General features: G+C 36.4%; 39 protein-coding genes and 4 pseudogenes. All 43 read right to left on the reverse strand.

Annotation, left to right across the window (positions count from 1 at the left end; all coding sequences use genetic code 11):
* Positions 1–678 (reverse strand): N-acetylmuramoyl-L-alanine amidase CwlD, encoded by a 678-nt coding sequence (gene cwlD / locus TCEL_RS09850; RefSeq protein WP_018663653.1) that lies wholly within the window; start codon positions 676–678, stop codon positions 1–3.
* A gap of 100 nt (positions 679–778) precedes the next feature.
* Positions 779–1,171, reverse strand: coding sequence for a 30S ribosomal protein S9 (rpsI, locus tag TCEL_RS09855; protein WP_018663655.1), 393 nt, complete (start codon positions 1,169–1,171; stop codon positions 779–781).
* 30 nt (positions 1,172–1,201) lie between these two features.
* Positions 1,202–1,636 (reverse strand): 50S ribosomal protein L13, encoded by a 435-nt coding sequence (gene rplM / locus TCEL_RS09860; RefSeq protein WP_018663657.1) that lies wholly within the window; start codon positions 1,634–1,636, stop codon positions 1,202–1,204.
* A 124-nt stretch (positions 1,637–1,760) separates the two neighbouring features.
* Positions 1,761–2,495 carry a tRNA pseudouridine(38-40) synthase TruA gene (truA, locus tag TCEL_RS09865; RefSeq protein ID WP_018663659.1) on the reverse strand — a complete coding sequence of 245 codons (735 nt, stop codon included), beginning with the start codon at positions 2,493–2,495 and terminating at the stop codon, positions 1,761–1,763.
* A gap of 2 nt (positions 2,496–2,497) precedes the next feature.
* Complete coding sequence (locus tag TCEL_RS09870; RefSeq protein ID WP_018663661.1) at positions 2,498–3,292, reverse strand: energy-coupling factor transporter transmembrane component T family protein; 795 nt, start codon at positions 3,290–3,292, stop codon at positions 2,498–2,500.
* A complete protein-coding gene (locus tag TCEL_RS09875) occupies positions 3,289–4,149 on the reverse strand; it encodes an energy-coupling factor transporter ATPase (RefSeq protein ID WP_018663663.1) in 861 nt (286 codons plus the stop codon). The genes TCEL_RS09870 and TCEL_RS09875 overlap by 4 nt, the downstream gene beginning before the upstream one ends.
* Positions 4,134–4,976 carry an energy-coupling factor transporter ATPase gene (locus tag TCEL_RS09880; protein ID WP_018663665.1) on the reverse strand — a complete coding sequence of 281 codons (843 nt, stop codon included), beginning with the start codon at positions 4,974–4,976 and terminating at the stop codon, positions 4,134–4,136. The genes TCEL_RS09875 and TCEL_RS09880 overlap by 16 nt, the downstream gene beginning before the upstream one ends.
* Positions 4,977–5,049: 73 nt before the next feature.
* Positions 5,050–5,397 (reverse strand): 50S ribosomal protein L17, encoded by a 348-nt coding sequence (gene rplQ, locus TCEL_RS09885; protein ID WP_018663667.1) that lies wholly within the window; start codon positions 5,395–5,397, stop codon positions 5,050–5,052.
* 12 nt (positions 5,398–5,409) lie between these two features.
* Entirely contained in the window at positions 5,410–6,357 is a 948-nt protein-coding gene (locus TCEL_RS09890) for a DNA-directed RNA polymerase subunit alpha (RefSeq protein ID WP_018663669.1), read from the reverse strand.
* A gap of 60 nt (positions 6,358–6,417) precedes the next feature.
* Positions 6,418–7,038: a 30S ribosomal protein S4 gene (rpsD, locus tag TCEL_RS09895; protein WP_018663671.1), complete on the reverse strand. Its 621-nt coding sequence runs from the start codon at positions 7,036–7,038 to the stop codon at positions 6,418–6,420.
* Positions 7,039–7,056: 18 nt separating this feature from the next.
* Positions 7,057–7,332 (reverse strand): annotated as a pseudogene (rpsK, locus tag TCEL_RS09900) (30S ribosomal protein S11); the annotation flags it as partial.
* Between the two features lie 8 nt (positions 7,333–7,340).
* Positions 7,341–7,730: pseudogene (gene rpsK / locus TCEL_RS09905) on the reverse strand (30S ribosomal protein S11); the annotation flags it as partial.
* A 17-nt stretch (positions 7,731–7,747) separates the two neighbouring features.
* Positions 7,748–8,125: a 30S ribosomal protein S13 gene (gene rpsM / locus TCEL_RS09910; RefSeq protein ID WP_018663676.1), complete on the reverse strand. Its 378-nt coding sequence runs from the start codon at positions 8,123–8,125 to the stop codon at positions 7,748–7,750.
* A gap of 82 nt (positions 8,126–8,207) precedes the next feature.
* Positions 8,208–8,321: a 50S ribosomal protein L36 gene (gene rpmJ / locus TCEL_RS09915; RefSeq protein WP_018663678.1), complete on the reverse strand. Its 114-nt coding sequence runs from the start codon at positions 8,319–8,321 to the stop codon at positions 8,208–8,210.
* 12 nt (positions 8,322–8,333) lie between these two features.
* Positions 8,334–8,552, reverse strand: a complete 219-nt coding sequence (infA, locus tag TCEL_RS09920; RefSeq protein WP_018663680.1) for a translation initiation factor IF-1 — start codon at positions 8,550–8,552, stop codon at positions 8,334–8,336.
* Positions 8,553–8,569: 17 nt separating this feature from the next.
* A complete protein-coding gene (locus TCEL_RS09925; RefSeq protein WP_018663682.1) occupies positions 8,570–8,839 on the reverse strand; it encodes a KOW domain-containing RNA-binding protein in 270 nt (89 codons plus the stop codon).
* A gap of 11 nt (positions 8,840–8,850) precedes the next feature.
* The gene (map, locus tag TCEL_RS09930) at positions 8,851–9,600 is read right to left on the reverse strand and encodes a type I methionyl aminopeptidase (protein ID WP_018663684.1); all 750 of its coding nucleotides are present in this window, start codon (positions 9,598–9,600) and stop codon (positions 8,851–8,853) included.
* On the reverse strand, positions 9,597–10,250 hold the full coding sequence (locus TCEL_RS09935; protein ID WP_018663686.1) for an adenylate kinase: 654 nt from the start codon (positions 10,248–10,250) through the stop codon (positions 9,597–9,599). Before TCEL_RS09935 ends, map begins: the two co-directional genes overlap by 4 nt.
* Before the next feature lie 20 nt (positions 10,251–10,270).
* Entirely contained in the window at positions 10,271–11,545 is a 1,275-nt protein-coding gene (gene secY, locus TCEL_RS09940) for a preprotein translocase subunit SecY (RefSeq protein WP_018663687.1), read from the reverse strand.
* A 2-nt stretch (positions 11,546–11,547) separates the two neighbouring features.
* Positions 11,548–11,988, reverse strand: a complete 441-nt coding sequence (gene rplO / locus TCEL_RS09945) for a 50S ribosomal protein L15 (RefSeq protein WP_018663689.1) — start codon at positions 11,986–11,988, stop codon at positions 11,548–11,550.
* A gap of 13 nt (positions 11,989–12,001) precedes the next feature.
* A complete protein-coding gene (gene rpmD / locus TCEL_RS09950) occupies positions 12,002–12,184 on the reverse strand; it encodes a 50S ribosomal protein L30 (RefSeq protein WP_018663692.1) in 183 nt (60 codons plus the stop codon).
* 14 nt (positions 12,185–12,198) lie between these two features.
* Positions 12,199–12,696, reverse strand: coding sequence for a 30S ribosomal protein S5 (gene rpsE, locus TCEL_RS09955; RefSeq protein ID WP_018663693.1), 498 nt, complete (start codon positions 12,694–12,696; stop codon positions 12,199–12,201).
* 19 nt (positions 12,697–12,715) lie between these two features.
* Positions 12,716–13,084, reverse strand: a complete 369-nt coding sequence (rplR, locus tag TCEL_RS09960) for a 50S ribosomal protein L18 (RefSeq protein WP_018663695.1) — start codon at positions 13,082–13,084, stop codon at positions 12,716–12,718.
* An 18-nt stretch (positions 13,085–13,102) separates the two neighbouring features.
* Positions 13,103–13,645, reverse strand: a complete 543-nt coding sequence (gene rplF, locus TCEL_RS09965; RefSeq protein WP_018663697.1) for a 50S ribosomal protein L6 — start codon at positions 13,643–13,645, stop codon at positions 13,103–13,105.
* A gap of 23 nt (positions 13,646–13,668) precedes the next feature.
* A complete protein-coding gene (gene rpsH, locus TCEL_RS09970) occupies positions 13,669–14,067 on the reverse strand; it encodes a 30S ribosomal protein S8 (protein WP_018663698.1) in 399 nt (132 codons plus the stop codon).
* A gap of 26 nt (positions 14,068–14,093) precedes the next feature.
* Positions 14,094–14,279: a type Z 30S ribosomal protein S14 gene (locus tag TCEL_RS09975; protein WP_018663700.1), complete on the reverse strand. Its 186-nt coding sequence runs from the start codon at positions 14,277–14,279 to the stop codon at positions 14,094–14,096.
* Between the two features lie 16 nt (positions 14,280–14,295).
* Entirely contained in the window at positions 14,296–14,838 is a 543-nt protein-coding gene (gene rplE / locus TCEL_RS09980; RefSeq protein ID WP_018663702.1) for a 50S ribosomal protein L5, read from the reverse strand.
* 21 nt (positions 14,839–14,859) lie between these two features.
* A complete protein-coding gene (gene rplX, locus TCEL_RS09985; RefSeq protein WP_040684025.1) occupies positions 14,860–15,177 on the reverse strand; it encodes a 50S ribosomal protein L24 in 318 nt (105 codons plus the stop codon).
* Between the two features lie 24 nt (positions 15,178–15,201).
* Positions 15,202–15,570, reverse strand: a complete 369-nt coding sequence (rplN, locus tag TCEL_RS09990; RefSeq protein ID WP_018663705.1) for a 50S ribosomal protein L14 — start codon at positions 15,568–15,570, stop codon at positions 15,202–15,204.
* Positions 15,571–15,595: 25 nt separating this feature from the next.
* Positions 15,596–15,850: a 30S ribosomal protein S17 gene (rpsQ, locus tag TCEL_RS09995; protein ID WP_018663707.1), complete on the reverse strand. Its 255-nt coding sequence runs from the start codon at positions 15,848–15,850 to the stop codon at positions 15,596–15,598.
* A 22-nt stretch (positions 15,851–15,872) separates the two neighbouring features.
* Positions 15,873–16,085, reverse strand: coding sequence for a 50S ribosomal protein L29 (rpmC, locus tag TCEL_RS10000; protein ID WP_018663709.1), 213 nt, complete (start codon positions 16,083–16,085; stop codon positions 15,873–15,875).
* Positions 16,075–16,515, reverse strand: coding sequence for a 50S ribosomal protein L16 (rplP, locus tag TCEL_RS10005; RefSeq protein ID WP_018663711.1), 441 nt, complete (start codon positions 16,513–16,515; stop codon positions 16,075–16,077). The genes rpmC and rplP overlap by 11 nt, the downstream gene beginning before the upstream one ends.
* Positions 16,516–16,539: 24 nt before the next feature.
* Positions 16,540–16,884: pseudogene (rpsC, locus tag TCEL_RS10010) on the reverse strand (30S ribosomal protein S3); the annotation flags it as partial.
* A gap of 92 nt (positions 16,885–16,976) precedes the next feature.
* Entirely contained in the window at positions 16,977–17,651 is a 675-nt protein-coding gene (gene rpsC / locus TCEL_RS10015) for a 30S ribosomal protein S3 (protein WP_018663716.1), read from the reverse strand.
* A 26-nt stretch (positions 17,652–17,677) separates the two neighbouring features.
* Positions 17,678–18,013, reverse strand: a complete 336-nt coding sequence (gene rplV, locus TCEL_RS10020) for a 50S ribosomal protein L22 (RefSeq protein ID WP_018663717.1) — start codon at positions 18,011–18,013, stop codon at positions 17,678–17,680.
* A gap of 18 nt (positions 18,014–18,031) precedes the next feature.
* Positions 18,032–18,313: a 30S ribosomal protein S19 gene (gene rpsS / locus TCEL_RS10025; protein ID WP_018663719.1), complete on the reverse strand. Its 282-nt coding sequence runs from the start codon at positions 18,311–18,313 to the stop codon at positions 18,032–18,034.
* A 63-nt stretch (positions 18,314–18,376) separates the two neighbouring features.
* Entirely contained in the window at positions 18,377–19,204 is an 828-nt protein-coding gene (rplB, locus tag TCEL_RS10030; RefSeq protein WP_018663720.1) for a 50S ribosomal protein L2, read from the reverse strand.
* Positions 19,205–19,268: 64 nt separating this feature from the next.
* Positions 19,269–19,568, reverse strand: coding sequence for a 50S ribosomal protein L23 (rplW, locus tag TCEL_RS10035; RefSeq protein WP_018663721.1), 300 nt, complete (start codon positions 19,566–19,568; stop codon positions 19,269–19,271).
* Positions 19,568–20,188, reverse strand: a complete 621-nt coding sequence (gene rplD, locus TCEL_RS10040) for a 50S ribosomal protein L4 (protein ID WP_018663722.1) — start codon at positions 20,186–20,188, stop codon at positions 19,568–19,570. Before rplD ends, rplW begins: the two co-directional genes overlap by 1 nt.
* A gap of 24 nt (positions 20,189–20,212) precedes the next feature.
* Positions 20,213–20,599, reverse strand: a pseudogene (gene rplC, locus TCEL_RS10045) (50S ribosomal protein L3); the annotation flags it as partial.
* Between the two features lie 18 nt (positions 20,600–20,617).
* On the reverse strand, positions 20,618–21,247 hold the full coding sequence (rplC, locus tag TCEL_RS10050) for a 50S ribosomal protein L3 (protein WP_018663725.1): 630 nt from the start codon (positions 21,245–21,247) through the stop codon (positions 20,618–20,620).
* Between the two features lie 56 nt (positions 21,248–21,303).
* A complete protein-coding gene (gene rpsJ, locus TCEL_RS10055; RefSeq protein ID WP_018663731.1) occupies positions 21,304–21,612 on the reverse strand; it encodes a 30S ribosomal protein S10 in 309 nt (102 codons plus the stop codon).
* A 315-nt stretch (positions 21,613–21,927) separates the two neighbouring features.
* Positions 21,928–22,434, reverse strand: a 507-nt coding sequence (locus TCEL_RS10060; RefSeq protein ID WP_040683813.1) for an EF-Tu C-terminal domain-related protein, incomplete at its 5' end; no start/stop codon positions are given.

The raw sequence follows: 22,434 nt of genomic DNA on the forward strand, positions 1-22,434 counted from the left end.
CTATTGTTTATTTCCCAGGTAATATGTCGAAATTCCTTTAAATATGGCCCATGCTATCTTATTTTGATAGTCTTCCCTTTTTAACAACTGCTCTTCTTCATAATTTGATAAAAAACCACATTCTACCAAAACTGAGGGTATTTCATTATCTCTAATTACATATATATCGTTAGTTCCCTTTGCCTCTCTCTTGTTACCTCTATTTAAAGTTTTAATCAATTCAGACTGTATTAGTTTTGCAATCTCTTCACTTTTTGAATCATTCTTAGGGTAAAATACCTGTGCACCATAATATTGGCTCTCTGGGAAGAAATTTAAATGAATGCTTATAAATAAATCCGCCTTATACTTTTTTATAAACTGCCTTCTGTTACGCAAATCTTCATTTTTCTTGTCTCTAACTCTACCATATTCACTATAAAGTCCTTCATCAACCTCTCTTATCATAATACATGTAAATCCTGCATCCTCTAGATAAGCCTTTAATTTTAGAGATATGCTTAAATTTATATCCTTTTCAATTGTTCCATCTCTGCCTATTGCTCCAGGATCAATACCTCCATGACCTGCATCAATTATTATAACTCTATTTGTATTTAAACTTAAAGCTGGTTTTGCTATGTATAGAGCAAAACCTGAAACTATTAATATTATAAAAATTAAATATTTTCTTTTCATATAACCACCCAACAAACTAATTCAATAAATATTATATGCACTGTTATTTATTTTAAGCATAAAAAAACAGGAGCAGTAATGCTCCTGTCTGTATGCTTGATTATCTCTTTGAGAATTGTGGTGCTCTTCTTGCCTTCTTTAGACCGTACTTCTTTCTTTCTACCATTCTTGGGTCTCTTGTTAAGAATCCAGCCTTCTTTAGAACTGGTCTTAATTCTGGATCAGCTTGAACAAGTGCTCTTGCTATACCATGTCTTATAGCACCAGCTTGACCTGTAAATCCACCACCGTGAACATTTACAAGTACATCATACTTGTCAAGTGTTCCTGTTAGAACAAGTGGTTGCTTAACTATTACCTTTAATGTTTCAAGGCCAAAATAGTTGTCTATATCTCTCTTATTTATTATTATATTTCCTTCACCTGGAACTAATCTTACTCTTGCAACTGAAGTCTTTCTTCTACCTGTTCCATAGTATTGAACCTTTTGCATCTTTTTTCCTCCCTTCACACCACTTTAACATTAATACTTTAATTCAAGTACTTCTGGCTTTTGAGCGTGGTGATTGTGTTCAGCACCTCTATATACCTTAAGCTTCTTAATCATCTTTCTTCCAAGACGTCCCTTTGGAAGCATTCTTCTAACTGCTTCTTCTATAGCTAGTTCTGGCTTAGTTTCAAGTAGTCTTCTGTATGGAATTTCCTTTAATCCACCTGGATATAGTGAGTGATGTCTGTATAGCTTTTGATCTAACTTCTTACCAGTTAATGCAACCTTTTCTGCATTTATTACTATTACGAAGTCACCAGTATCAACGTTTGGAGTATAGATTGGCTTATGCTTTCCTCTTAAAATAGTAGCTATTTGGCTAGCAAGTCTTCCTAGAGTCTTATCAGTAGCATCTACAACATACCATTTTCTTTCTACTTCTTGAGCTTTTGCCATGTATGTTTTCATCTTTTTCCCTCCTTAGCTTAATTAAATCTCATCTATGTGCAAGATCCGGGGCCAGTGGACCTTAGTATCACAATATACACCATATTATATTTTAATACAACGAGCCTGGTGTGTCAAGAAGAATTTAATAATATACCTTCTCTAAACATAACCCACAAGCTGGAGCTGTAAAGCCTGCATTCCTTCTGTCTTTTGAATTTAATATTTTTTGAACATCTTCTGTCTGTATTTTGCCCCTACCTACATCTATTAATGTACCAGTAATTATTCTAACCATATTATACAAAAATCCATCTCCCTCAAAATCTAACCTAATAATGTCACCATCTTTGTTAATGTCAATTTTATAAATTGTACGAACTGTCGTTTTGACAGAGCTTCCTTCTGATTTAAATGCTGCAAAGTCATGCTGACCTATTAAATATTTTGAAGCTTTTATCATCTTATCTAGGTCAAGTTTATATTTAATGTGTGCAGCATATTTATTGTAAAATGGAGATGGCTCTACTCTATTTAGTATAGTATAACTATACCATTTTCCTTTACTGCTATACCTAGCATGAAAGCTCTCATCAACCTCTTCAGATGAGATTATTGAAATATCACTAGGAAGCTTACTGTTTATAGCATCCTTTAATTTGTCTGCAGGGATTTTTGTTTCTATTAAAAAATTTGCTACTTGCCCTCTAGCATGTACACCTGCATCTGTTCTTCCTGAGCCTATTAAATTAACACTTTGCTTTGTTATTTTAAATATTGCGTTCTCTATAACCTCTGAAATAGAGAGTCCATTCTTTTGCTTTTGCCAGCCTACATAGTTTGTTCCATCATATTCTATAACCAACTTAATGTTTCTCATAATTATCTCCTACTTAAAATAGAGATAACAACAAATAAAAGCATAACTGTCAATGCCAAGTAGTCGTTTTTATTTATGTTAAACTGTTTCATCCTTGTTCTACCTTCTCCACCTCTATAACATCTTGCCTCCATCGCTAAAGCGAGCTCATCAGCACGTCTGAAGGAATTTATAAATAATGGCACAAGAATTGGTATTAAATTCTTGGCTCTATTAATTATATTTCCTGATTCAAAGTCTGCTCCTCTTGCCTTTTGTGCTTTAATTATCTTATCTGTTTCATCTATTAAAGTTGGTATAAATCTTAAGGCAATTGTCATCATCATAGCTAGCTCATGAGCTGGAACTCCAATCTTTTTAAATGGGTTAAGCAAAAGTTCAATACCATCAGTTAATGCAATTGGAGAGGTAGTCAAGGTTAAAACAGAGGTACCGACAATTAAAAATATTATTCTTATTACCATAAAAGCTGCAAGATATAATCCTTTATCAGTTACGGAAAATGGTCCTACCTTAGCAACTACATTACCAGGTGTCAAAAATGCATTTAACACACCTGTAAAAATTAAAATCCATAAAATTGGTTTTAAACTTTTAAAAATATATTTAAAAGGTATCTTTGAAATTAAGATTACCAAAGCAGTAAAAATGGCAACATATAAATATCCAAGGAAGCTGTTAATTAAAAAAAGATCTATAACATAAATTGTTGATAATATAATTTTAATCCTTGGGTCTAATCTATGCACAACAGAGTCTCCAGGAAGGTATTGTCCTATTGTAATATCCTTAATCATTTCTCTTCTCCCCTTAATATCTTTAATATAGCATCTCTTGCCTCGCTCACAGTTATAATATCTTCATTTATATTAAATCCTTTTCTATTTAAACTATTAACTAAATATTTCACCTGTGGCACGGCAAGGCCAATTTTTTCAAGGGTTTCAACATTCTTAAACACTTCCTTCGGAGTACCCTGTAATATATTTTTACCTTTATACATTACAATTAATCTATCTGCTAGTTCAGCAACATCATCCATGCTATGAGATACCAATATAACAGTAATCTTATATTCTTCATGTAGTCTTTTAATATTATATAGTATCTCATCTCTTCCCTTTGGATCTAAGCCTGCTGTTGGTTCATCTAATATTAAAACCTTGGGCTGCATAGCAAGAACACCTGCTATTGCAACTCTTCTCTTTTGGCCTCCACTTAAATCAAAGGGCGATTTATCTTTATACTTCTCATAGTTAATTCCAACTACTTCTAGTGCCTTCTTTACCCTCTCTTCAATTTCCTTTTCATCTAAGCCTAAATTTCTAGGTCCATATGCAACATCTTTATATACAGTCTCTTCAAAAAGCTGATGTTCTGGATATTGAAAAACAAGCCCCACTAGCTGTCTTATTTTCTTTAAATCCACACCTTTAGCTGTTATACACACATCATCTATATATATCTCTCCTGATGTCGGTTTTAAAAGCCCATTTAGATGCTGTATAAGGGTTGATTTACCTGAACCTGTGTGACCAATTAATCCTATAAATTCTCCATCATTTATCTCAAGGGAGACATTATCTAAAGCTGTTTTTTCAAAGGGAGTGCCTGTCATATATTTAAATGTTAAATTTTTTATCTTAATCGGCATAGTTCCTCCACCAACTCATCAATTGTTATAATATCCTGTCTAATGTTTAAACCACTCTTTCTTAGTTCATACGCAAGTTCTGTAACCTGCGGAACATCAAGTCCCAAATCTTTTAGAAGCTCTACCTTTGAAAAAACTTCTCTTGGAGTCCCCTCTGTCACAATCTTACCATCATCCATAACAACTACCCTATCAGCATCTACTGCTTCTTCCATGAAATGTGTAATAAGAATAATTGTAATTCCTTCTTCTTTATTTAACTTTTTAATTGTATCAATAACTTCTTTTCTACCAGAAGGATCCAGCATTGCAGTTGGTTCGTCTAATATAATGCACTTTGGCTTCATAGCCAATATACCTGCAATTGCTACTCTTTGTTTTTGTCCTCCTGACAACAGGTGTGGTGCATGTTTTGCATACTCTTCCATTTTTACTGACCTTAGTGCAAAATCTACCCTTCTTTTTATTTCTTCTGGATCTATTCCCATATTTTCAGGTCCAAAAGCAACATCTTCTTCTACTATTGTAGCAACTATTTGATTGTCAGGGTTTTGAAAAACCATACCTGCCGTCTGCCTAATCTCCCAAAGCTTTGATATATCCCTTGTGTTCATTCCATTTACAAATATATCTCCTTCTTTAGGTAGGTAGATGGCATTTATATGTTTAGATAATGTTGATTTTCCAGAACCATTATGCCCAATAACAACAACAAATTCCCCTTTTTTAACCTTTAAGTTTACACCACATAAAGCAAGGTGTTCCTTATCTTGCTCATGTTTTCTATAGGAATAATATACATTATTAACTTCAACCATATATTCCATAGCAGGCACCTTCTAAACTTAATATATAAAGGGATTAAGTATTTATATACTTAACTTAATCCCTCTAAATTTATTATACTAATTCAAGAATTACCATTTCAGCTGCGTCGCCTCTTCTTGGACCCATCTTAATTATTCTTGTATATCCACCATTTCTTTCAGCATACTTTGGTGCAATTTCTGAGAATAGCTTTCTAACAACGTCTTCTTCAGTTACGAATGAAAGTACTTGTCTTCTTGCGTGAAGATCTCCTCTTTTAGCAAGAGTTATCATCTTTTCAGCAAGGCTTCTAACTTCTTTAGCTCTTGCTTCAGTTGTTATTATTCTACCGTCTTCTGACTTGAAAAAGCTTGTTACAAGATTTCTTAACATAGCTTTTCTTTGGTCAGTTGGACGTCCTAGCTTACGATATCCTGCCACTTAAAATCCCTCCTATTCTTCGCTCTTCTTTAAGCTAAGTCCAAGTGCTTCTAGCTTTTGTTGTACTTCCTCTAGTGACTTCTTTCCTAGGTTTCTTACCTTCATCATATCTTCTTCTGTCTTATTTATTAGTTCTTGAACTGTATTTATACCCGCTCTCTTTAGGCAGTTATATGATCTTACTGATAGATCTAGTTCTTCTATAGTCATTTCAAGAACTTTATCCTTCTTTTCTTCTTCCTTTTCAACCATTATTTCAACTTTATCAGCTAAATCTGTTAGTGATAAGAATAGCTTAAAGTGTTCTATAAGTATTTTTGCTGATAGGCTAACAGCTTCTTCTGGTTTTATTGTTCCATTTGTCCAAAGCTCAAGTGTTAGCTTATCATAATCTGTTATTTGTCCTACACGAGTATTTTCAACTGTATAGTTAACTCTCTTAACAGGCGTATAGATTGAATCTACTGGAATTAAACCAATAGGTTGGCCTGGATGCTTATTTTTATCAGCTGGTACATATCCTCTACCTTTGCCAATAGTTACTTCAGCATACAGTCTTCCGCCTTCACTAACAGTTGCTATAACATGATCTGAGTTAACTATTTGAACATCAGGATCAACCTTAATATCCGCACCTGTTACTACTGCTGGCCCCTTAACATCTATTACAGCCGTTCTTGTTCCTTCGCCTTCCATTCTAATAGCTAAACCTTTTAGGTTTAGTATTATTTCAACAACATCTTCCTTAACTCCTGGAACAGTTGAAAATTCATGTAGAACACCATCTATTTTAACAGAAGTTACTGCTGCCCCAGGAAGTGATGACAGCAGAATCCTTCTTAAAGCATTACCTAGGGTTGTTCCATATCCTCTTTCTAGAGGTTCTATAACAAATCTTGCATATAAACCGTCTTCTGATTTTTCAACACATTCAACTCTTGGTCTTTCAATTTCTAACATTAATTTAACCCTCCTTTTTTGTGAGTATCAACTTGCGAGGGCAAATAATTCTACACTAAATTACTTGCTGTAAAGCTCTACTATTAATGTTTCGTTAACTGGTATATCAATGTCCTCTCTTTGTGGAAGTGATACTACTCTACCAACCATATTTTCCTTATCAACAGTTAACCACTTTGGTACATTAGTTTCAACTTGCATTAAAGCCTTAAACTTTTCGCTTGATCTGCTCTTTTCTCTTACAGCAATTTCATCATTTACTCTTACTTGATATGAAGGAATATTTACCTTCTTACCATTTACAGTAAAGTGTCCGTGTCTTACTAATTGTCTAGCTTCTGCTCTTGAGCTTGCAAATCCTAGTCTGAAGATTACGTTGTCAAGTCTTAGCTCAAGAAGTCTTAGTAGGTTTTCACCTGTGATTCCCTTTTGTCTTTCTGCTTCTTCATAATACCTTCTGAATTGTGATTCAAGAACACCGTAAATTCTCTTTGCCTTTTGCTTTTCTCTTAATTGTAAACCGTAGTTTGTTAGCTTCTTCTTGTTGTGTCCATGTTGTCCTGGTGCATATGGTCTTCTAGCTAATGCACACTTATCTGAGTAGCATCTATCTCCCTTAAGATATAGCTTAACTCCTTCTCTTCTACATAACTTACATGATGGTCCTGTATATCTTGCCATTCACTACACCTCCAATCATCAGACTCTTCTTCTCTTTGGTGGTCTACAACCATTGTGTGGAATTGGAGTTACATCCTTAATTAGGCTAACTTCAAGTCCAGCTGCTTGAAGTGCTCTTATAGCAGCTTCTCTACCAGCTCCTGGTCCTTTAACATATACTTCAACTGTCTTCATTCCGTGCTCAATTGCAGCCTTTGCTGCAGCCTCTGCTGCCATTTGTGCAGCAAATGGAGTGCTCTTTCTTGAACCTCTAAATCCAAGTGCACCAGCACTTGACCAAGAAATAGCATTTCCTGCTGNCTTCTTCTCTTTGGTGGTCTACAACCATTGTGTGGAATTGGAGTTACATCCTTAATTAGGCTAACTTCAAGTCCAGCTGCTTGAAGTGCTCTTATAGCAGCTTCTCTACCAGCTCCTGGTCCTTTAACATATACTTCAACTGTCTTCATTCCGTGCTCAATTGCAGCCTTTGCTGCAGCCTCTGCTGCCATTTGTGCAGCAAATGGAGTGCTCTTTCTTGAACCTCTAAATCCAAGTGCACCAGCACTTGACCAAGAAATAGCATTTCCTGCTGTGTCAGTTATTGTAACTATTGTATTGTTGAATGTTGACTTGATGTGTGCCGCTCCACGGTCAACATGCTTACGCTCTTTTCTTCTTCTAACCTTCTTAGCCTTTGCTTGAGCCGCCATTCAGTGTCCCTCCTTTATTATTTTCCAGCCTTCTTCTTGTTAGGAATTGTTCTTCTTGGTCCTTTTCTTGTTCTTGCATTTGTCTTAGTTCTTTGTCCTCTTACTGGTAGACCTCTTCTGTGTCTTAATCCTCTATAGCATCCAATTTCCATTAATCTCTTAATGTTTAGAGCTATTTCTCTTCTTAGGTCACCTTCAACAACAAAGTTCTTATCAATGTATTCTCTTAACTTGTTAACTTCTTCTTCAGTTAAATCCTTTACTCTTGTATCTGGATTTACACCTGTAGCTTGAAGAATCTTGTTAGCACTTGGTCTTCCAATACCATAGATATATGTTAGTGCTATTTCTACTCTTTTCTCTCTTGGTAAATCTACACCAGCTATTCTAGCCATTGAGTTTTTACACCTCCTGTGTTATACTTAAAACTTTATTTAATCACCGAAGCGATTAAGCCTTCAGTGCAGCCGCGCAAAATTAACCTTGCTTTTGCTTATGCTTTGGGTTTTCACATATAACCATTACTCTACCATGTCTTCTTATTATCTTACACTTTTCACAAATTGGCTTAACTGATGGTCTAACCTTCATGGCTATCCCTCCTTACTTTCCTCTCCATATAATTCTACCACGAGTTAAGTCATAAGGTGAAACTTCAACTGTTACCTTATCACCTGGAAGTATTCTTATAAAATTCATTCTTAATTTACCTGAAATATGAGCGAGTATTCTGTGGCCATTTTCTAATTCCACTTGAAACATTGCATTAGGTAATGCCTCAACAACAGTACCTTGCAATTCAATTACATCCTCTTTTGCCATAGGATAACCAAACCTCCTTATAATAAACCCATTGACTGCAAAGTTTTCTTAAGGTCTGCATTGGTGATGCGCTGATTTTCCTTTAGTTTTTTCACTATATCATCAGCAAACTTATCATGGAAAACTAAATGTTTTATTTTTTTCTTCTTAGGTGATTCAATCTTTCTTAAATCACCATCAGCTATAAGAACATAGTTCTCATCTATTAAACCAACTACTATAAAGTATCTACCCTTATCTCTACCTGCTCTAGAGTGAACAATTTGTCCCAGGGCAACATTATCCATATATTCCACCTCTATTTTTTTATAGTTAGAATCTCAGGACCATTATCTAGTATGGCAACAGTATTTTCATAGTGGGCTGACAGCTTACCATCATAGGTAACAACTGTCCAACCATCATCTAACTCCTTTACTGCAAAGGTTCCCATGTTCACCATTGGTTCTATAGCTAATACTAATCCCCTTTGCAACTTCATTCCTCTTCCACTTTTACCGTAGTTAGGAACAGCTGGTTGTTCATGCATTTCTCTTCCAATTCCATGACCTACATAGTCACGAACAACTGAGAAATTGTTTTTTTCAACATACTCTTGTATAGCTGCTGATATATCTCCTAGCCTGTTGCCTACCTTTGCATATTTCAATCCTTCAAAGAAACTCTCCCTGGTAACATCAATAAGTCTTTGAGCTTCGGGAGCTACCTTGCCTACTGGGAAGGTCCTTGCTGCATCACCATGAAAACCTTGATAAAAAGCACCGCAGTCAACACTAATAATGTCGCCTTCCTTCAGTACTCGCTCTCCCGGAATTCCATGAACAACTTCCTCATTTACTGAGGCGCAAATTGTTGCTGGGAACCCGTGATAACCCTTAAATGAAGGACGGGCTCCACAGCGTATAATATATTCTTCTGCAATTCTATCCAATTCTTTTGTGGTGATACCAGGTCTTATAGCCTCTTCTATAAGTAAGAGTGCTTCAGCGACTATTTGTCCTGCCTTTCGCATTATTTCTATTTCTTGATCTGATTTTAAATAAATCATTTTATGTCGCTCCCTAAAACATTACATATTTCCTTAAACACTTCGTTTATTTCCTGTTCACCATTAATATTTCTTATTAAACCATTCTTTGTGTAGTAATCAATTAATGGTTGTGTTTGCTTATAATATACAGATAATCTGTTTTTAACTGTTTCTTCAGAATCGTCTGCCCTTTGAACTACTTCCGCTCCACAGTAGTCACATATACCCTCAACCTTTGGAGGATTAAAAGCTACATGGAAACTTGCTCCACACTTTGGGCAAACTCTTCTGCCAGTTAATCTTACAATTAAATTATTCTCATCTACATTGATGTTTATAACATGATCTAATTTAGTACCAAGTGAATTTAATACATCATTTAATGCATCAGCTTGTGCAACTGTTCTTGGGAACCCATCTAGTAGGAACCCATTCTTACAGTCATCTTCCTTTATTCTATCCTTAACAATTTCAACTGTTAATTCATCTGGAACAAGCTGACCTTTGTCGATATATTCCTTGGCCTTTATGCCTAGATGCGTCATTTCTTTAATGTTCTTTCTAAATATATCACCTGTTGATATATGAGGTATATTATATTTTTGAACAATTAATTTTGCTTGTGTACCTTTGCCCGCCCCTGGTGGTCCAAGAAGTACTATCCTCATTTAAATCAACTCCATTTACTCTATTTCAAAAAACCTTCGTAATGTCTCATTACTAGGTTTGCTTTTAACTGCTTATCGATTTCTAAAGCAACTCCAACTACTATAAGTAGAGCAGTTCCACCAAATTGTAATTGACCAAATTTGCTTACTTGACTTAATACAATTGGAGTTACTGCAACTATTGATGCAAATATTCCTCCAATAACAGTCATTCTATTAATTACTCTTGTTAAGAATTCTTCTGTAGGCTTACCTGGTCTAAGCCCTGGTATAAATCCACCGCTCTTTTGTAAGTTTTGTGCTACTTCATCTGGCTTAAATGTAACTGTAGTATAGAACCAAGTGAAAAAGATTATAAGTAGCACATAAATTATTGGATATATTGGGTATTTTGGACTTAACCATCCACCTTCAAACAGCATTCTAAATTTATTAGTTGGCGGTAATGTTAATTGAGTTATAACAAGTGGAAACTGCATTACTGACATTGCAAAAATTATCGCAATAACACCAGCTGAATTAACATTTATAGGTATATGTGTGCTTTGTGCACCATACATACGTGAACCTACTCTTCTTTGTGCATACTGTACTGGTATTCTTCTCTCTGCTAAATCCATTGTAACAACACCAGCAACTAGTAATAGTGCAAACACAAGGAAGAGAACTACTTGAATTATGTTTACTGATTCACCTTTAACTAATACTACTATTTGAGCAAACATTGCTGGTATTCTTGCTAATATACCAGTAAATATAATTAGTGATGTTCCGTTTCCTAATCCATGTTCTGTAATCTTCTCACCTAACCACATTAAGAATATAGTTCCTGTGATTAGAGTGATTATGATTACTAATATTTGTGACCAGCTATCATTTGTTAAAGCTCCATTATTTCTTAGATATAAACTTATACTCAAACCTTGAATTGCTGCAAATATTAAGGCAGCATATCTTGTATATTCAGCAATCTTCTTTCTTCCTTCTTCGCCTTCCTTTGAAAGTTGTTCAAGGCTTGGTATTGCAATTGTAAGTAAGCTAAAAACGATTGAAGCGTTGATGTATGGAACTACACCTAGAGCAAAGATACTAAAATCTTTAAAAGCTCCACCTGATATTATATCAAGGAAACCAAGAAACAGACCGCCCTCTACCATTTGTTTAACAACATCTGTTCTAACTCCAGGAACAGGAATAAAAACTCCTGCCCTGAACACTAAAAGTAGAAACAGAGTTGTTAAGAGCTTCCTTCTGAGTTCTGGTACCCCCCAAGCATTACGTAAGGTCTTAAACATAATTAAATCACCTCAACTTTTCCTCCCGCAGCTTCTATCTTTTCTATAGCTGACTTGCTGAACTTGTGAGCTCTAACAGTTAAGCTCTTTGTTAGATTTCCTTCTCCAAGCACCTTAATTCCGTCTCTAACATTCTTTACAAGTTTAGCTTCTTCAAGAAGTTCTGGTGTAACAACAGTTCCGTTTTCAAATCTATTTAATACTTCTATGTTAATTTCTGTATATTCCTTAGCGAACTTGTTTGTAAATCCTCTCTTTGGAAGTCTTCTGTGTAGTGGCATTTGACCTCCTTCAAATCCTGGTCTTACTCCACCACCTGATCTTGAAGTTTGGCCTTTTTGTCCTCTACCAGCAGTCTTACCTTGTCCTGTAGCTGTACCTCTACCCTTTCTCTTTGGCTCCTTTGTTGAACCGGGAGCTGGTCTAAGTTCATGTAGCTTCATTTTAGCACCTCCCTTATTGCACTTCTTCTACTTTTAACATGTAATTGATTTTATTAATCATTCCCCTGATTGCAGGAGTGTCATCATGCTCAACAGTATGACCTATTTTTCTTAAACCGAGGGCTTTAACAGTAGCTACATGGTCAGGTCTCTTTCCTATTATGCTTCTTACTAGTGTTACTTTCAACTTTGCCATGTAAATCCCCCCTCTTATCCTAGTATCTCTTCAACAGTCTTTCCTCTAAGCTTTGCTATTTCTTCTGGTGTTCTTAGCTTGGAAAGTCCGTTAATTGTTGCATTTACCATGTTTCTTGGATTGTTTGAACCTAGAGACTTAGCTCTAACGTCCTTAATTCCTGCAAGTTCAAGTACCGCACGTACAGGACCACCCGCGATAACTCCTGTACCTTCCTTTGCAGGCATTATAAGTACTCTTGAAGCACCGAAATCACCAACTACATCGTGTGGAACTGTTGTTCCAGTTAATGAAACCTTTATAAGGTTCTTCTTAGCATCTTCAATTCCTTTTCTTATAGCCTCTGGAACTTCAACAGCCTTACCGATTCCTACACCAACATGGCCCTTTTCATCGCCAACAACAACTAGAGCACTAAATCTGAAATTTCTACCACCCTTAACAACCTTAGTAACTCTGTTTATATAAACAACCTTTTCTTTAAGGTTTAACTTGCTAGGATCGATTCTCATCTATTTCCCTCCTTCTCAATTAGAAGTCAAGGCCTGCTTCTCTTGCAGCTTCTGCAAGTTCCTTAACTCTTCCATGATAAATATATCCGCCTCTATCAAATACAACCTTCTTAATTCCCTTTTCAAGAGCTCTTTTAGCAACAAGTTCTCCAACTACTCTTGCTGCTTCCTTGTTGCTTCCACATGATAACTTTCCTTTTAGTTCCTTATCTAGTGATGAAGCTGCAACAAGTGTTACTCCTAAGTCGTCATTTATTATTTGAGCATATATGTGCTTTTCACTTCTATATACATTTAATCTTGGTCTTTCAGCAGTGCCATAAACCTTCTTACGAACTCTTAAGTGTCTTCTCTTTCTTTGTTCGCTTCTGGATGGCTTATTAATCATGTAGCTCACTCCCTTCTATTATTTCTTACCAGTCTTACCTTCTTTACGTCTAATTACTTCGTCTACGTACTTAATTCCCTTTCCTTTGTATGGTTCTGGTTCTCTTACACTTCTAATTCTTGCAGCTACTTGACCTACAAGTTCCTTATCTATACCCTTAACAACAATTTGAGTAGCTGAAGGAACATCAAATTCTATTCCTTCTTCTGGTTCTATTTCAACTGGATGTGAGTATCCAACGTTAATTACAAGCTTCTTACCTTGCTTTTGAACCTTATAACCAACACCTACTAGTTCAAGTGCCTTTTGATATCCTTGAGTAACACCTATAATCATATTGTTGATTAGTGTTCTAGTTAGACCGTGTAATTCTCTTGATTTCTTTTCATCGTTTGGTCTTGTAACAACAACCTTACCGTCTTCTACCTTTATATTCATTAACTTGCTAAATTGCCTTGTTAGAGTTCCTTTTGGACCTTTAACTGTTACTACATTGCTTGCATCAACTGTAACAGTTACTCCTTGAGGAACAGCAATAGGTAATCTTCCTATTCTTGACATGACTGCACCTCCATTCGTTTATATTACCAAATATAACAGATTACTTCGCCGCCTACTCCTTCTTTTCTTGCAACCTTATCAGTTACGATTCCCTTTGAAGTTGATAGTATAGCAGTTCCTAATCCGCCAAGTACCTTTGGAATGTTATCCTTTTGAACATATACTCTTAAACCTGGCTTTGATATTCTTCTGATACCTGAAATAACTCTTTCCTTATTTTGACCATACTTAAGAGTTATTCTCATCATTGGAACTGACCCGTCCATATATTCTTCAACATTAGCTATATATCCTTCTTCTAACATTATTTGAGCAATAGCCTTCTTTATTTTTGATGCAGGCAATTCAACAGATTCATGCCTTGCAATATTAGCATTTCTTATACGAGTTAGCATATCAGCAATTGGATCAGTCATTACCATATTTTCTGCCTCCTTTCATTTAATCATTACCAGCTTGCTTTCTTACAACCTGGAATTTGTCCTTTATAAGCTAATTCTCTAAAGCATATTCTGCAGATACCGAACTTTCTTAGTACAGCATGTGGTCTACCACATATTCTACATCTTGTATATGCTCTTGTAGAGAACTTTGGTTCTCTCTTCCACTTTTCGATTAATGCTTTACGTGCCACAGTTTTCCCTCCTTTATTATTGAGCGAATGGCATTCCAAGAAGTCTTAATAGTTCTCTTGCTTCTTCATCAGTCTTAGCAGTAGTTACGAATACTATATCCATTCCTCTTAGCTTTTCTACCTTATCATATTCAATTTCTGGGAATATTAATTGTTCCTTAACACCTAGAGTATAGTTTCCTCTTCCGTCGAATGCCTTATTTGAAACTCCCTTGAAGTCTCTAACTCTTGGAAGAGCAACGTTAAATAGCTTATCAGCGAATTCATACATCTTTGCTCCTCTTAGAGTTACCTTACATCCTATTGGCATTCCTTGTCTTATCTTGAAGTTAGCTATTGACTTCTTTGCTCTTGTTACAACAGCCTTTTGACCTGTTATTAATGTTAGATCATTAACTGCTGCATCAAGTAATTTTGGATTATCCTTACCGTCACCAACACCCATATTTATAACGATTTTCTCTATCTTTGGTACTTCCATTATGCTCTTGTATCCAAACTTTTCGCGTAATGCTGGTACCACTTCTTTCTCATACTTTTCCTTAAGTCTTGGAATCATCTAGTGTACCTCCTTTCAGGATTATAAAGTCTCGTTGCACTTCTTACATACTCTAACCTTTGTTCCATCTTCTAATAGCTTGTGAGCTATTCTTGTTGCCTTATTGCACTTTGTGCAGTATAGCATAACGTTTGAAGCATGTATTGTTCCTTCAGTCTTAATTATTCCGCCTTCTCTGTTAGCCATGCTTGGCTTAACGTGCTTAGTAATCATGTTTACACCTTTAACGATTACTCTATTCTTCTTTGGAATAACCTTTAGAACTTCTCCTACCTTACCTTTATCTTTACCAGCTATAACTACTACTGTGTCTCCTCTTTTTACGTGAACCTTAGGCATTGTCACTTTAGCCACCTCCTTGCATTATAGAACTTCTGGTGCAAGTGATAGTATCTTTGTAAATTCCTTATCTCTTAATTCCCTTGCAACTGGTCCAAAAATTCTTGTTCCTCTTGGTGTTTTGTCATCCTTAATGATAACAGCTGCGTTTTCATCAAATCTTATATATGAACCATCTGGTCTTCTAGTTCCCTTTACTGATCTTACGATAACTGCCTTAACAACGTCTCCTTTTTTAACAACACCTCCGGGTGTTGCACTCTTAACGCTAGCAACTATTATATCTCCTATATTTCCATACTTTCTCTTTGAACCACCTAATACTCTGATACACATGATTTCCTTAGCACCAGAGTTGTCTGCAACCTTTAGTATGGTTTGTTGCTGAATCATATAAAAGCCCTCCTTTCACCAACAATTATTTTGCTCTTTCTACTATTTCAACAAGTCTCCATCTCTTATCTTTACTTAATGGTCTTGTTTCCATTATCTTTACGATATCGCCAATCTTAGCTTCATTATTTTCATCATGAGCCTTAAACTTCTTTGTTCTTTTAACAGTCTTTCCGTATAATGGGTGACGTACCATATCTTCAACTGCAACTACTATAGTCTTTTGCATCTTATCTGATACAACCTTACCTATTCTAACCTTTCTTAGTCCTCTTTCCACAGGATGTACCTCCCTTCATTAATTATTTGTTCGCTTCAAGTAGTTCTTTCTCTCTTATTATTGTCTTAAGTTGAGCGATTGATTTCTTAACTTCTCTAATTCTCATTGGATTTTCAAGCTGTCCTGTGGCAAGTTGAAATCTTAAGTTGAAAAGTTCAGCCTTTAAATCCATAACCTTTTTATTTAATTCTTGAAGATTACTTGCACGTAATTCCTTTAATTCATTAGCCTTCATTTACTTCACCACCCATCTCGAAGTCTCTTCTTGTAACAAACTTAGTTTTTACAGGAAGCTTGTGTGAAGCTAGTCTCATTGCTTCTCTTGCTACTTCTTCTGCAACACCTGATAATTCAAATAATACTCTACCTGGCTTAACTACTGCTACCCAGTATTCTGGTGAACCCTTACCTGAACCCATACGAGTTTCAGCTGGCTTCTTAGTTATTGGCTTATCTGGGAATATCTTTATCCAAAGCTTTCCGCCTCTTTTTACATATCTGTTGATAGCAATTCTTGCTGCCTCTATTTGATTGCTTGTAATCCATCCAGCTTCAGTTGCCATTATACCATAATCACCATATGCTATAAAGTTACCTCTTGTAGCCTTTCCCTTTATTCTTCCACGTTGCACCTTACGATGCTTAACTCTCTTAGGCATTAACATGGTATTTTCCTCCTTCCCGTTACATTAGTTGTTAGCTGCTTCTTCAGTTTCGATAACTTCCTTCTTCTTTCCAAGAACTTCTCCCTTGTATATCCAAACCTTTACACCGATCTTTCCGTATGTTGTATGAGCTTCAGCAAATCCATAATCTATATCAGCTCTTAGTGTTTGTAGTGGAATAGTTCCTTCATGGTATCTTTCTGTTCTTGCCATTTCAGCACCACCAAGTCTTCCTGAAACAGCAGTCTTAATACCCTTTATGTTGAACTTCATTGCTCTTGAGATTGCTTGCTTCATTGCTCTTCTGAATGAAACTCTCTTTTCAATTTGAGCAGCAATGTTTTCAGCAACAAGCTGAGCATCAATTTCTGGATNGCCTTTCCCTTTATTCTTCCACGTTGCACCTTACGATGCTTAACTCTCTTAGGCATTAACATGGTATTTTCCTCCTTCCCGTTACATTAGTTGTTAGCTGCTTCTTCAGTTTCGATAACTTCCTTCTTCTTTCCAAGAACTTCTCCCTTGTATATCCAAACCTTTACACCGATCTTTCCGTATGTTGTATGAGCTTCAGCAAATCCATAATCTATATCAGCTCTTAGTGTTTGTAGTGGAATAGTTCCTTCATGGTATCTTTCTGTTCTTGCCATTTCAGCACCACCAAGTCTTCCTGAAACAGCAGTCTTAATACCCTTTATGTTGAACTTCATTGCTCTTGAGATTGCTTGCTTCATTGCTCTTCTGAATGAAACTCTCTTTTCAATTTGAGCAGCAATGTTTTCAGCAACAAGCTGAGCATCAATTTCTGGATTCTTAACTTCAACTATGTTGATGATTATGTTCTTTCCAGTCATCTTAGCTATTTCATTCTTTAATTCTTCAACACCTTGACCGCCTTTTCCGATTACAATACCTGGTTTAGCAGTGTGGATGTTGATCTTAACAGACTTATTAGCCTTTCTTTCAATAACTATTCTTGAAATACCTGCAGCATATAGTTTATTCTTAATGTATTCTCTTACTTTGTTATCTTCAATTAGTAAGTCTGCAAAGTCCTTATCGTTTGCATACCACTTAGCATCCCAGTCCTTAATAACTCCAACTCTTAATCCATGTGGATTTACTTTTTGTCCCACTATTAACCCTCCTTCTGGTTATGCTTTTATGCTCTTTCTTTTAATACCATAGTTATATGGCTTGTTCTTTTTCTTATTCTGAATGCTCTACCTTGAGCTCTTGGTCTAAATCTCTTTAGTGTTGGTCCTTGGTTTGCATATGTTTCTGCAACATATAGCTTAGTTACGTCCATATTGTGATTGTTTTCAGCATTTGCCATAGCTGATTTTAATAGCTTTTCTACAACTGGCGCTGCTGCCCTTGGAGTGTGCTTTAATATTGCTAAAGCCTCATTTACATTCTTGCCTCTTATTAGGTCAAGAACAACCTTTATTTTTCTTGGAGACATTCTTATATATCTTGCATGTGCTCTTGCTTCCATGAGTGCGCCCTCCCTTCATTATCTAACTTTTGATTTCTTTTCTGTGTCATCATGGCCTCTGTATGTTCTTGTTGGTGCAAATTCTCCAAGCTTATGTCCTACCATATCTTCTGTGATGTAAACTGGAACATGCTTTCTTCCATCATACACAGCAATTGTGTGTCCAACCATTTGTGGGAATATAGTTGAACTTCTTGACCAAGTCTTTATAACCTTCTTTTCACCATTCTTATTCATTTCTAGTATTCTCTTAAATAGTCTTTCTTCTACAAATGGACCTTTCTTTAATGATCTACCCATGTTAATTCGTGCCTCCCTTCGCATAAGTTAAGATTAGGAAGCAGAGCTTAGCCCTGCCCCTTATTATTTTCTTCTCTTTACTATTAATTTATCTGAATACTTCTTATGCTTTCTTGTCTTATATCCAAGAGTTGGTTTACCCCATGGAGTAACTGGTGTTGGACGTCCAATTGGACATCTACCTTCACCACCACCATGTGGGTGGTCAACTGGGTTCATCGCTGAACCTCTAACAGTAGGTCTGATACCCATGTGTCTCTTTCTACCAGCCTTACCTATTATAACAAGTTCGTGCTCAGCATTTCCTACTACTCCTATTGTAGCCTTACATTCTAATCTTATTAATCTAACTTCTCCGGATGGTAGTCTTACTTGAGCATACTTACCTTCTTTAGCCATTAATTGAGCTGCTGCACCAGCTGCTCTTACTAATTGGCCACCCTTTCCTGGGTTAAGCTCAATGTTGTGAATCATAGTACCTACTGGAATGTCCTTAAGCTTTAGAGCATTACCTACCTTAATGTCAGCATTTTCACCTGACATTACTGTGTCGCCTACTTTTAATCCGTTTGGAGCAAGTATATATCTCTTTTCTCCATCAGCGTAAGTAAGTAGTGCTATATTTGCAGTTCTGTTTGGATCGTATTCGATAGCAGTAACCTTTGCTGGAATACCATCCTTATCTCTCTTGAAGTCTATAATTCTATACTTTATCTTGTAACCGCCGCCTCTATGACGAACAGTTATTCTACCAAAGTTATTTCTACCTGAATGCTTCTTTAGTGTTATAACAAGTGACTTTTCAGGTTCTTTCTTTGTGATTTCTTCAAATGTAAGCCCAGTCATGTTTCTTCTACCTGGGGTAGTTGGCTTAAACTTCTTAATTCCCATTTCTAACCCTCCTTCTACAGCTTATCTGGCAAGCTTGCCAATAGCGCTTTATTTGTATCTACTATTACGCATTGAATCCTTCAAAGAATTCGATTCCCTTGCTATCTGCAGTTAGCTTAACGATAGCCTTCTTGTAGCTAGCTGTCTTACCAACGTTCATTCCTACTCTCTTAGTCTTTCCATCATAGTTTTGAGTCTTAACATCTTCAACCTTAACTCCGAAAACTTCTTCAACTGCTCTCTTTATCATTGACTTATTTGCATCTGGGTGTACTATGAAGGTGTATTGTCTATTTGCCATTTGAGTCATTGTCTTTTCTGTTATAACTGGTCTTATTATTATATCATAATTTGTTAGCTTCATTATGCGTACACCTCCTCCACTTTAGAAGCGGCATCCTTAGTGATTATTAGCTTCTCATACTTTAATAGGTCATAAACGTTGATGTTGTTTACTGGAATAACATGTGCATTTTCTATATTTCTAACTGACTTGTAGATAACTTCGTCTGATTCCTTAACAACTATTAATGTTTTCTTTGCATCGAATTTCTTTAGCATTTCAACTATTGTCTTAGTCTTTGGTGCATCAAGCTTAAGTTCATCAAGAACTATTATGTTGTTATCAGCTACCTTTGATGAAAGAGCTGACTTTAATGCAAGTCTCTTTACCTTCTTTGGAACTGTAAAGCTGTAATCTCTTGGCTTTGGTGCAAATACAACACCACCGTGAGTCCATTGTGGAGCTCTTATAGAACCTTGTCTTGCTCTACCTGTTCCCTTTTGTCTCCATGGCTTAATTCCACCACCAGAAACTTCAGCTCTTGTTAATGCTGATTGAGTTCCTTGTCTCTTATTTGCAAGTTGCATCTTTACAACTTGATGCATAACATAAGGATTTATTTCAACTCCAAATACCGCATCTGAAAGTTCGATTTCTCCAACCTTCTCAGCATTCATGTTATATAAATCTACCTTAGGCATCGTTATTCCTCCTTTCCTCGAGAATCAGGCCTTAACTGAGTCTCTGATTATTACTAGACCCTTCTTTGGTCCTGGTACTGCACCCTTAACTAGAATTAGGTTTCTTTCTGCGTCAACCTTAACTACTTGTAGATTTAGCATAGTTGACTTTCTTGCTCCCATATGTCCTGGCATCTTCTTACCCTTGAATGTTCTTGATGGGTCTGATGAAGCACCCATTGAACCTACTGCTCTATGATACTTTGAACCGTGGCTCATTGGTCCTCTGTTAGCATTCCATCTCTTAACTACACCTTGGAATCCTTTACCCTTTGATGTACCAGTTACATCAACCTTATCNGCATCTGAAAGTTCGATTTCTCCAACCTTCTCAGCATTCATGTTATATAAATCTACCTTAGGCATCGTTATTCCTCCTTTCCTCGAGAATCAGGCCTTAACTGAGTCTCTGATTATTACTAGACCCTTCTTTGGTCCTGGTACTGCACCCTTAACTAGAATTAGGTTTCTTTCTGCGTCAACCTTAACTACTTGTAGATTTAGCATAGTTGACTTTCTTGCTCCCATATGTCCTGGCATCTTCTTACCCTTGAATGTTCTTGATGGGTCTGATGAAGCACCCATTGAACCTACTGCTCTATGATACTTTGAACCGTGGCTCATTGGTCCTCTGTTAGCATTCCATCTCTTAACTACACCTTGGAATCCTTTACCCTTTGATGTACCAGTTACATCAACCTTATCTCCAGCCGCGAATACGTCAGCCTTGATTTCGCTTCCTACTTCATATCCTGATACATCTTCTAGTCTAAATTCCTTAAGGAATCTTAGTGGCTTTAGATTAGCCTTTGCAAAGTGTCCCTTAAGTGGCTTATTAACAAGTTTTTCTCTTATTTCTTCAAATCCAACTTGAATTGCATTGTATCCATCAGTTTCAACTGTCTTCTTTTGAACAACGTAGCATGGACCTGCCTTTATAACTGTAACTGGAATTACTCTTCCGTTCTCATCAAATATTTGAGTCATTCCAAGCTTTCTTCCTAATATTGCCTTTTTCATCCTTTACACCTCCTAAACTTATCAGCGGAATGCATCTGCATTCATAATAGTTCAAATTATAGCTTTATTTCGATATCAACACCTGCTGGTAAATCAAGTCTCATAAGTGAATCTACAGTCTTTTGAGTTGGGTTTAGTATGTCGATTAGTCTCTTATGAGTTCTTATTTCAAATTGCTCTCTTGAATCCTTATACTTATGAACTGCTCTTAGGATTGTTATAACATCTCTTTCTGTTGGTAGTGGTACTGGACCTGAAACTTGAGCTCCAGTCTTCTTTGCTGTTTCAACTATCTTTTGAGCTGATGCATCTAATAGATTGTGATCAAACGCCTTTAATTTGATTCTGATTTTTTGCTTTGCCATAATCTTACCCTCCTTTTCATCGCACGCATTAATTTTCCTACGCGCGACAACGGTTATTGTGTACACTATACCGGGTGTTTCTTAATTTTTCCCACAACTGCACACACAACCTCGTCGCCCGATTCTTGATCAGGACATACTCCGCAAGAATTCCCCGATAACGGCAACCTCTTGCCTCATCGCACTTTCTCACATCACAACTCTTATATTTTACAATATATTTTCTAATTTGACAAGACCTTAGGTTCAATTTTTTTAAGTTAATGAATAAATTTATTCATTAATATAAGGCGACATTACGTCGCCTTATATCAATTATTCAAAAATCTTTGCAACAACACCAGCACCAACAGTTCTTCCACCTTCACGGATAGCGAATCTTAATCCTTCTTCCATTGCTATTGGAGTGATTAGTTCAACTTCCATGTTGATGTGGTCTCCTGGCATACACATTTCAACGCCTTCTGGTAACTTAATTGATCCAGTAACGTCTGTTGTTCTGAAGTAGAATTGTGGTCTGTATCCGTTGAAGAATGGAGTATGTCTTCCACCTTCTTCTTTCTTTAATACGTATACTTGACCTTCAAATCTCTTGTGTGGATTTACTGTTCCTGGCTTTGCTAGTACTTGACCTCTTTCGATTTCGTCTCTTGTTACACCTCTTAGAAGTGCTCCTATGTTGTCTCCTGCTTCTGCTTGATCAAGTACCTTTCTGAACATTTCTACTCCAGTTACTACTGTCTTCTTCTTTTCATCTGATAGTCCTACGATTTCTACTTCGTCTCCTACCTTTAGTACTCCTCTTTCTACTCTACCAGTTGC

The organism is Thermobrachium celere DSM 8682 (assembly GCF_000430995.1).
Lineage (GTDB): Bacteria > Bacillota > Clostridia > Clostridiales > Caloramatoraceae > Thermobrachium > Thermobrachium celere.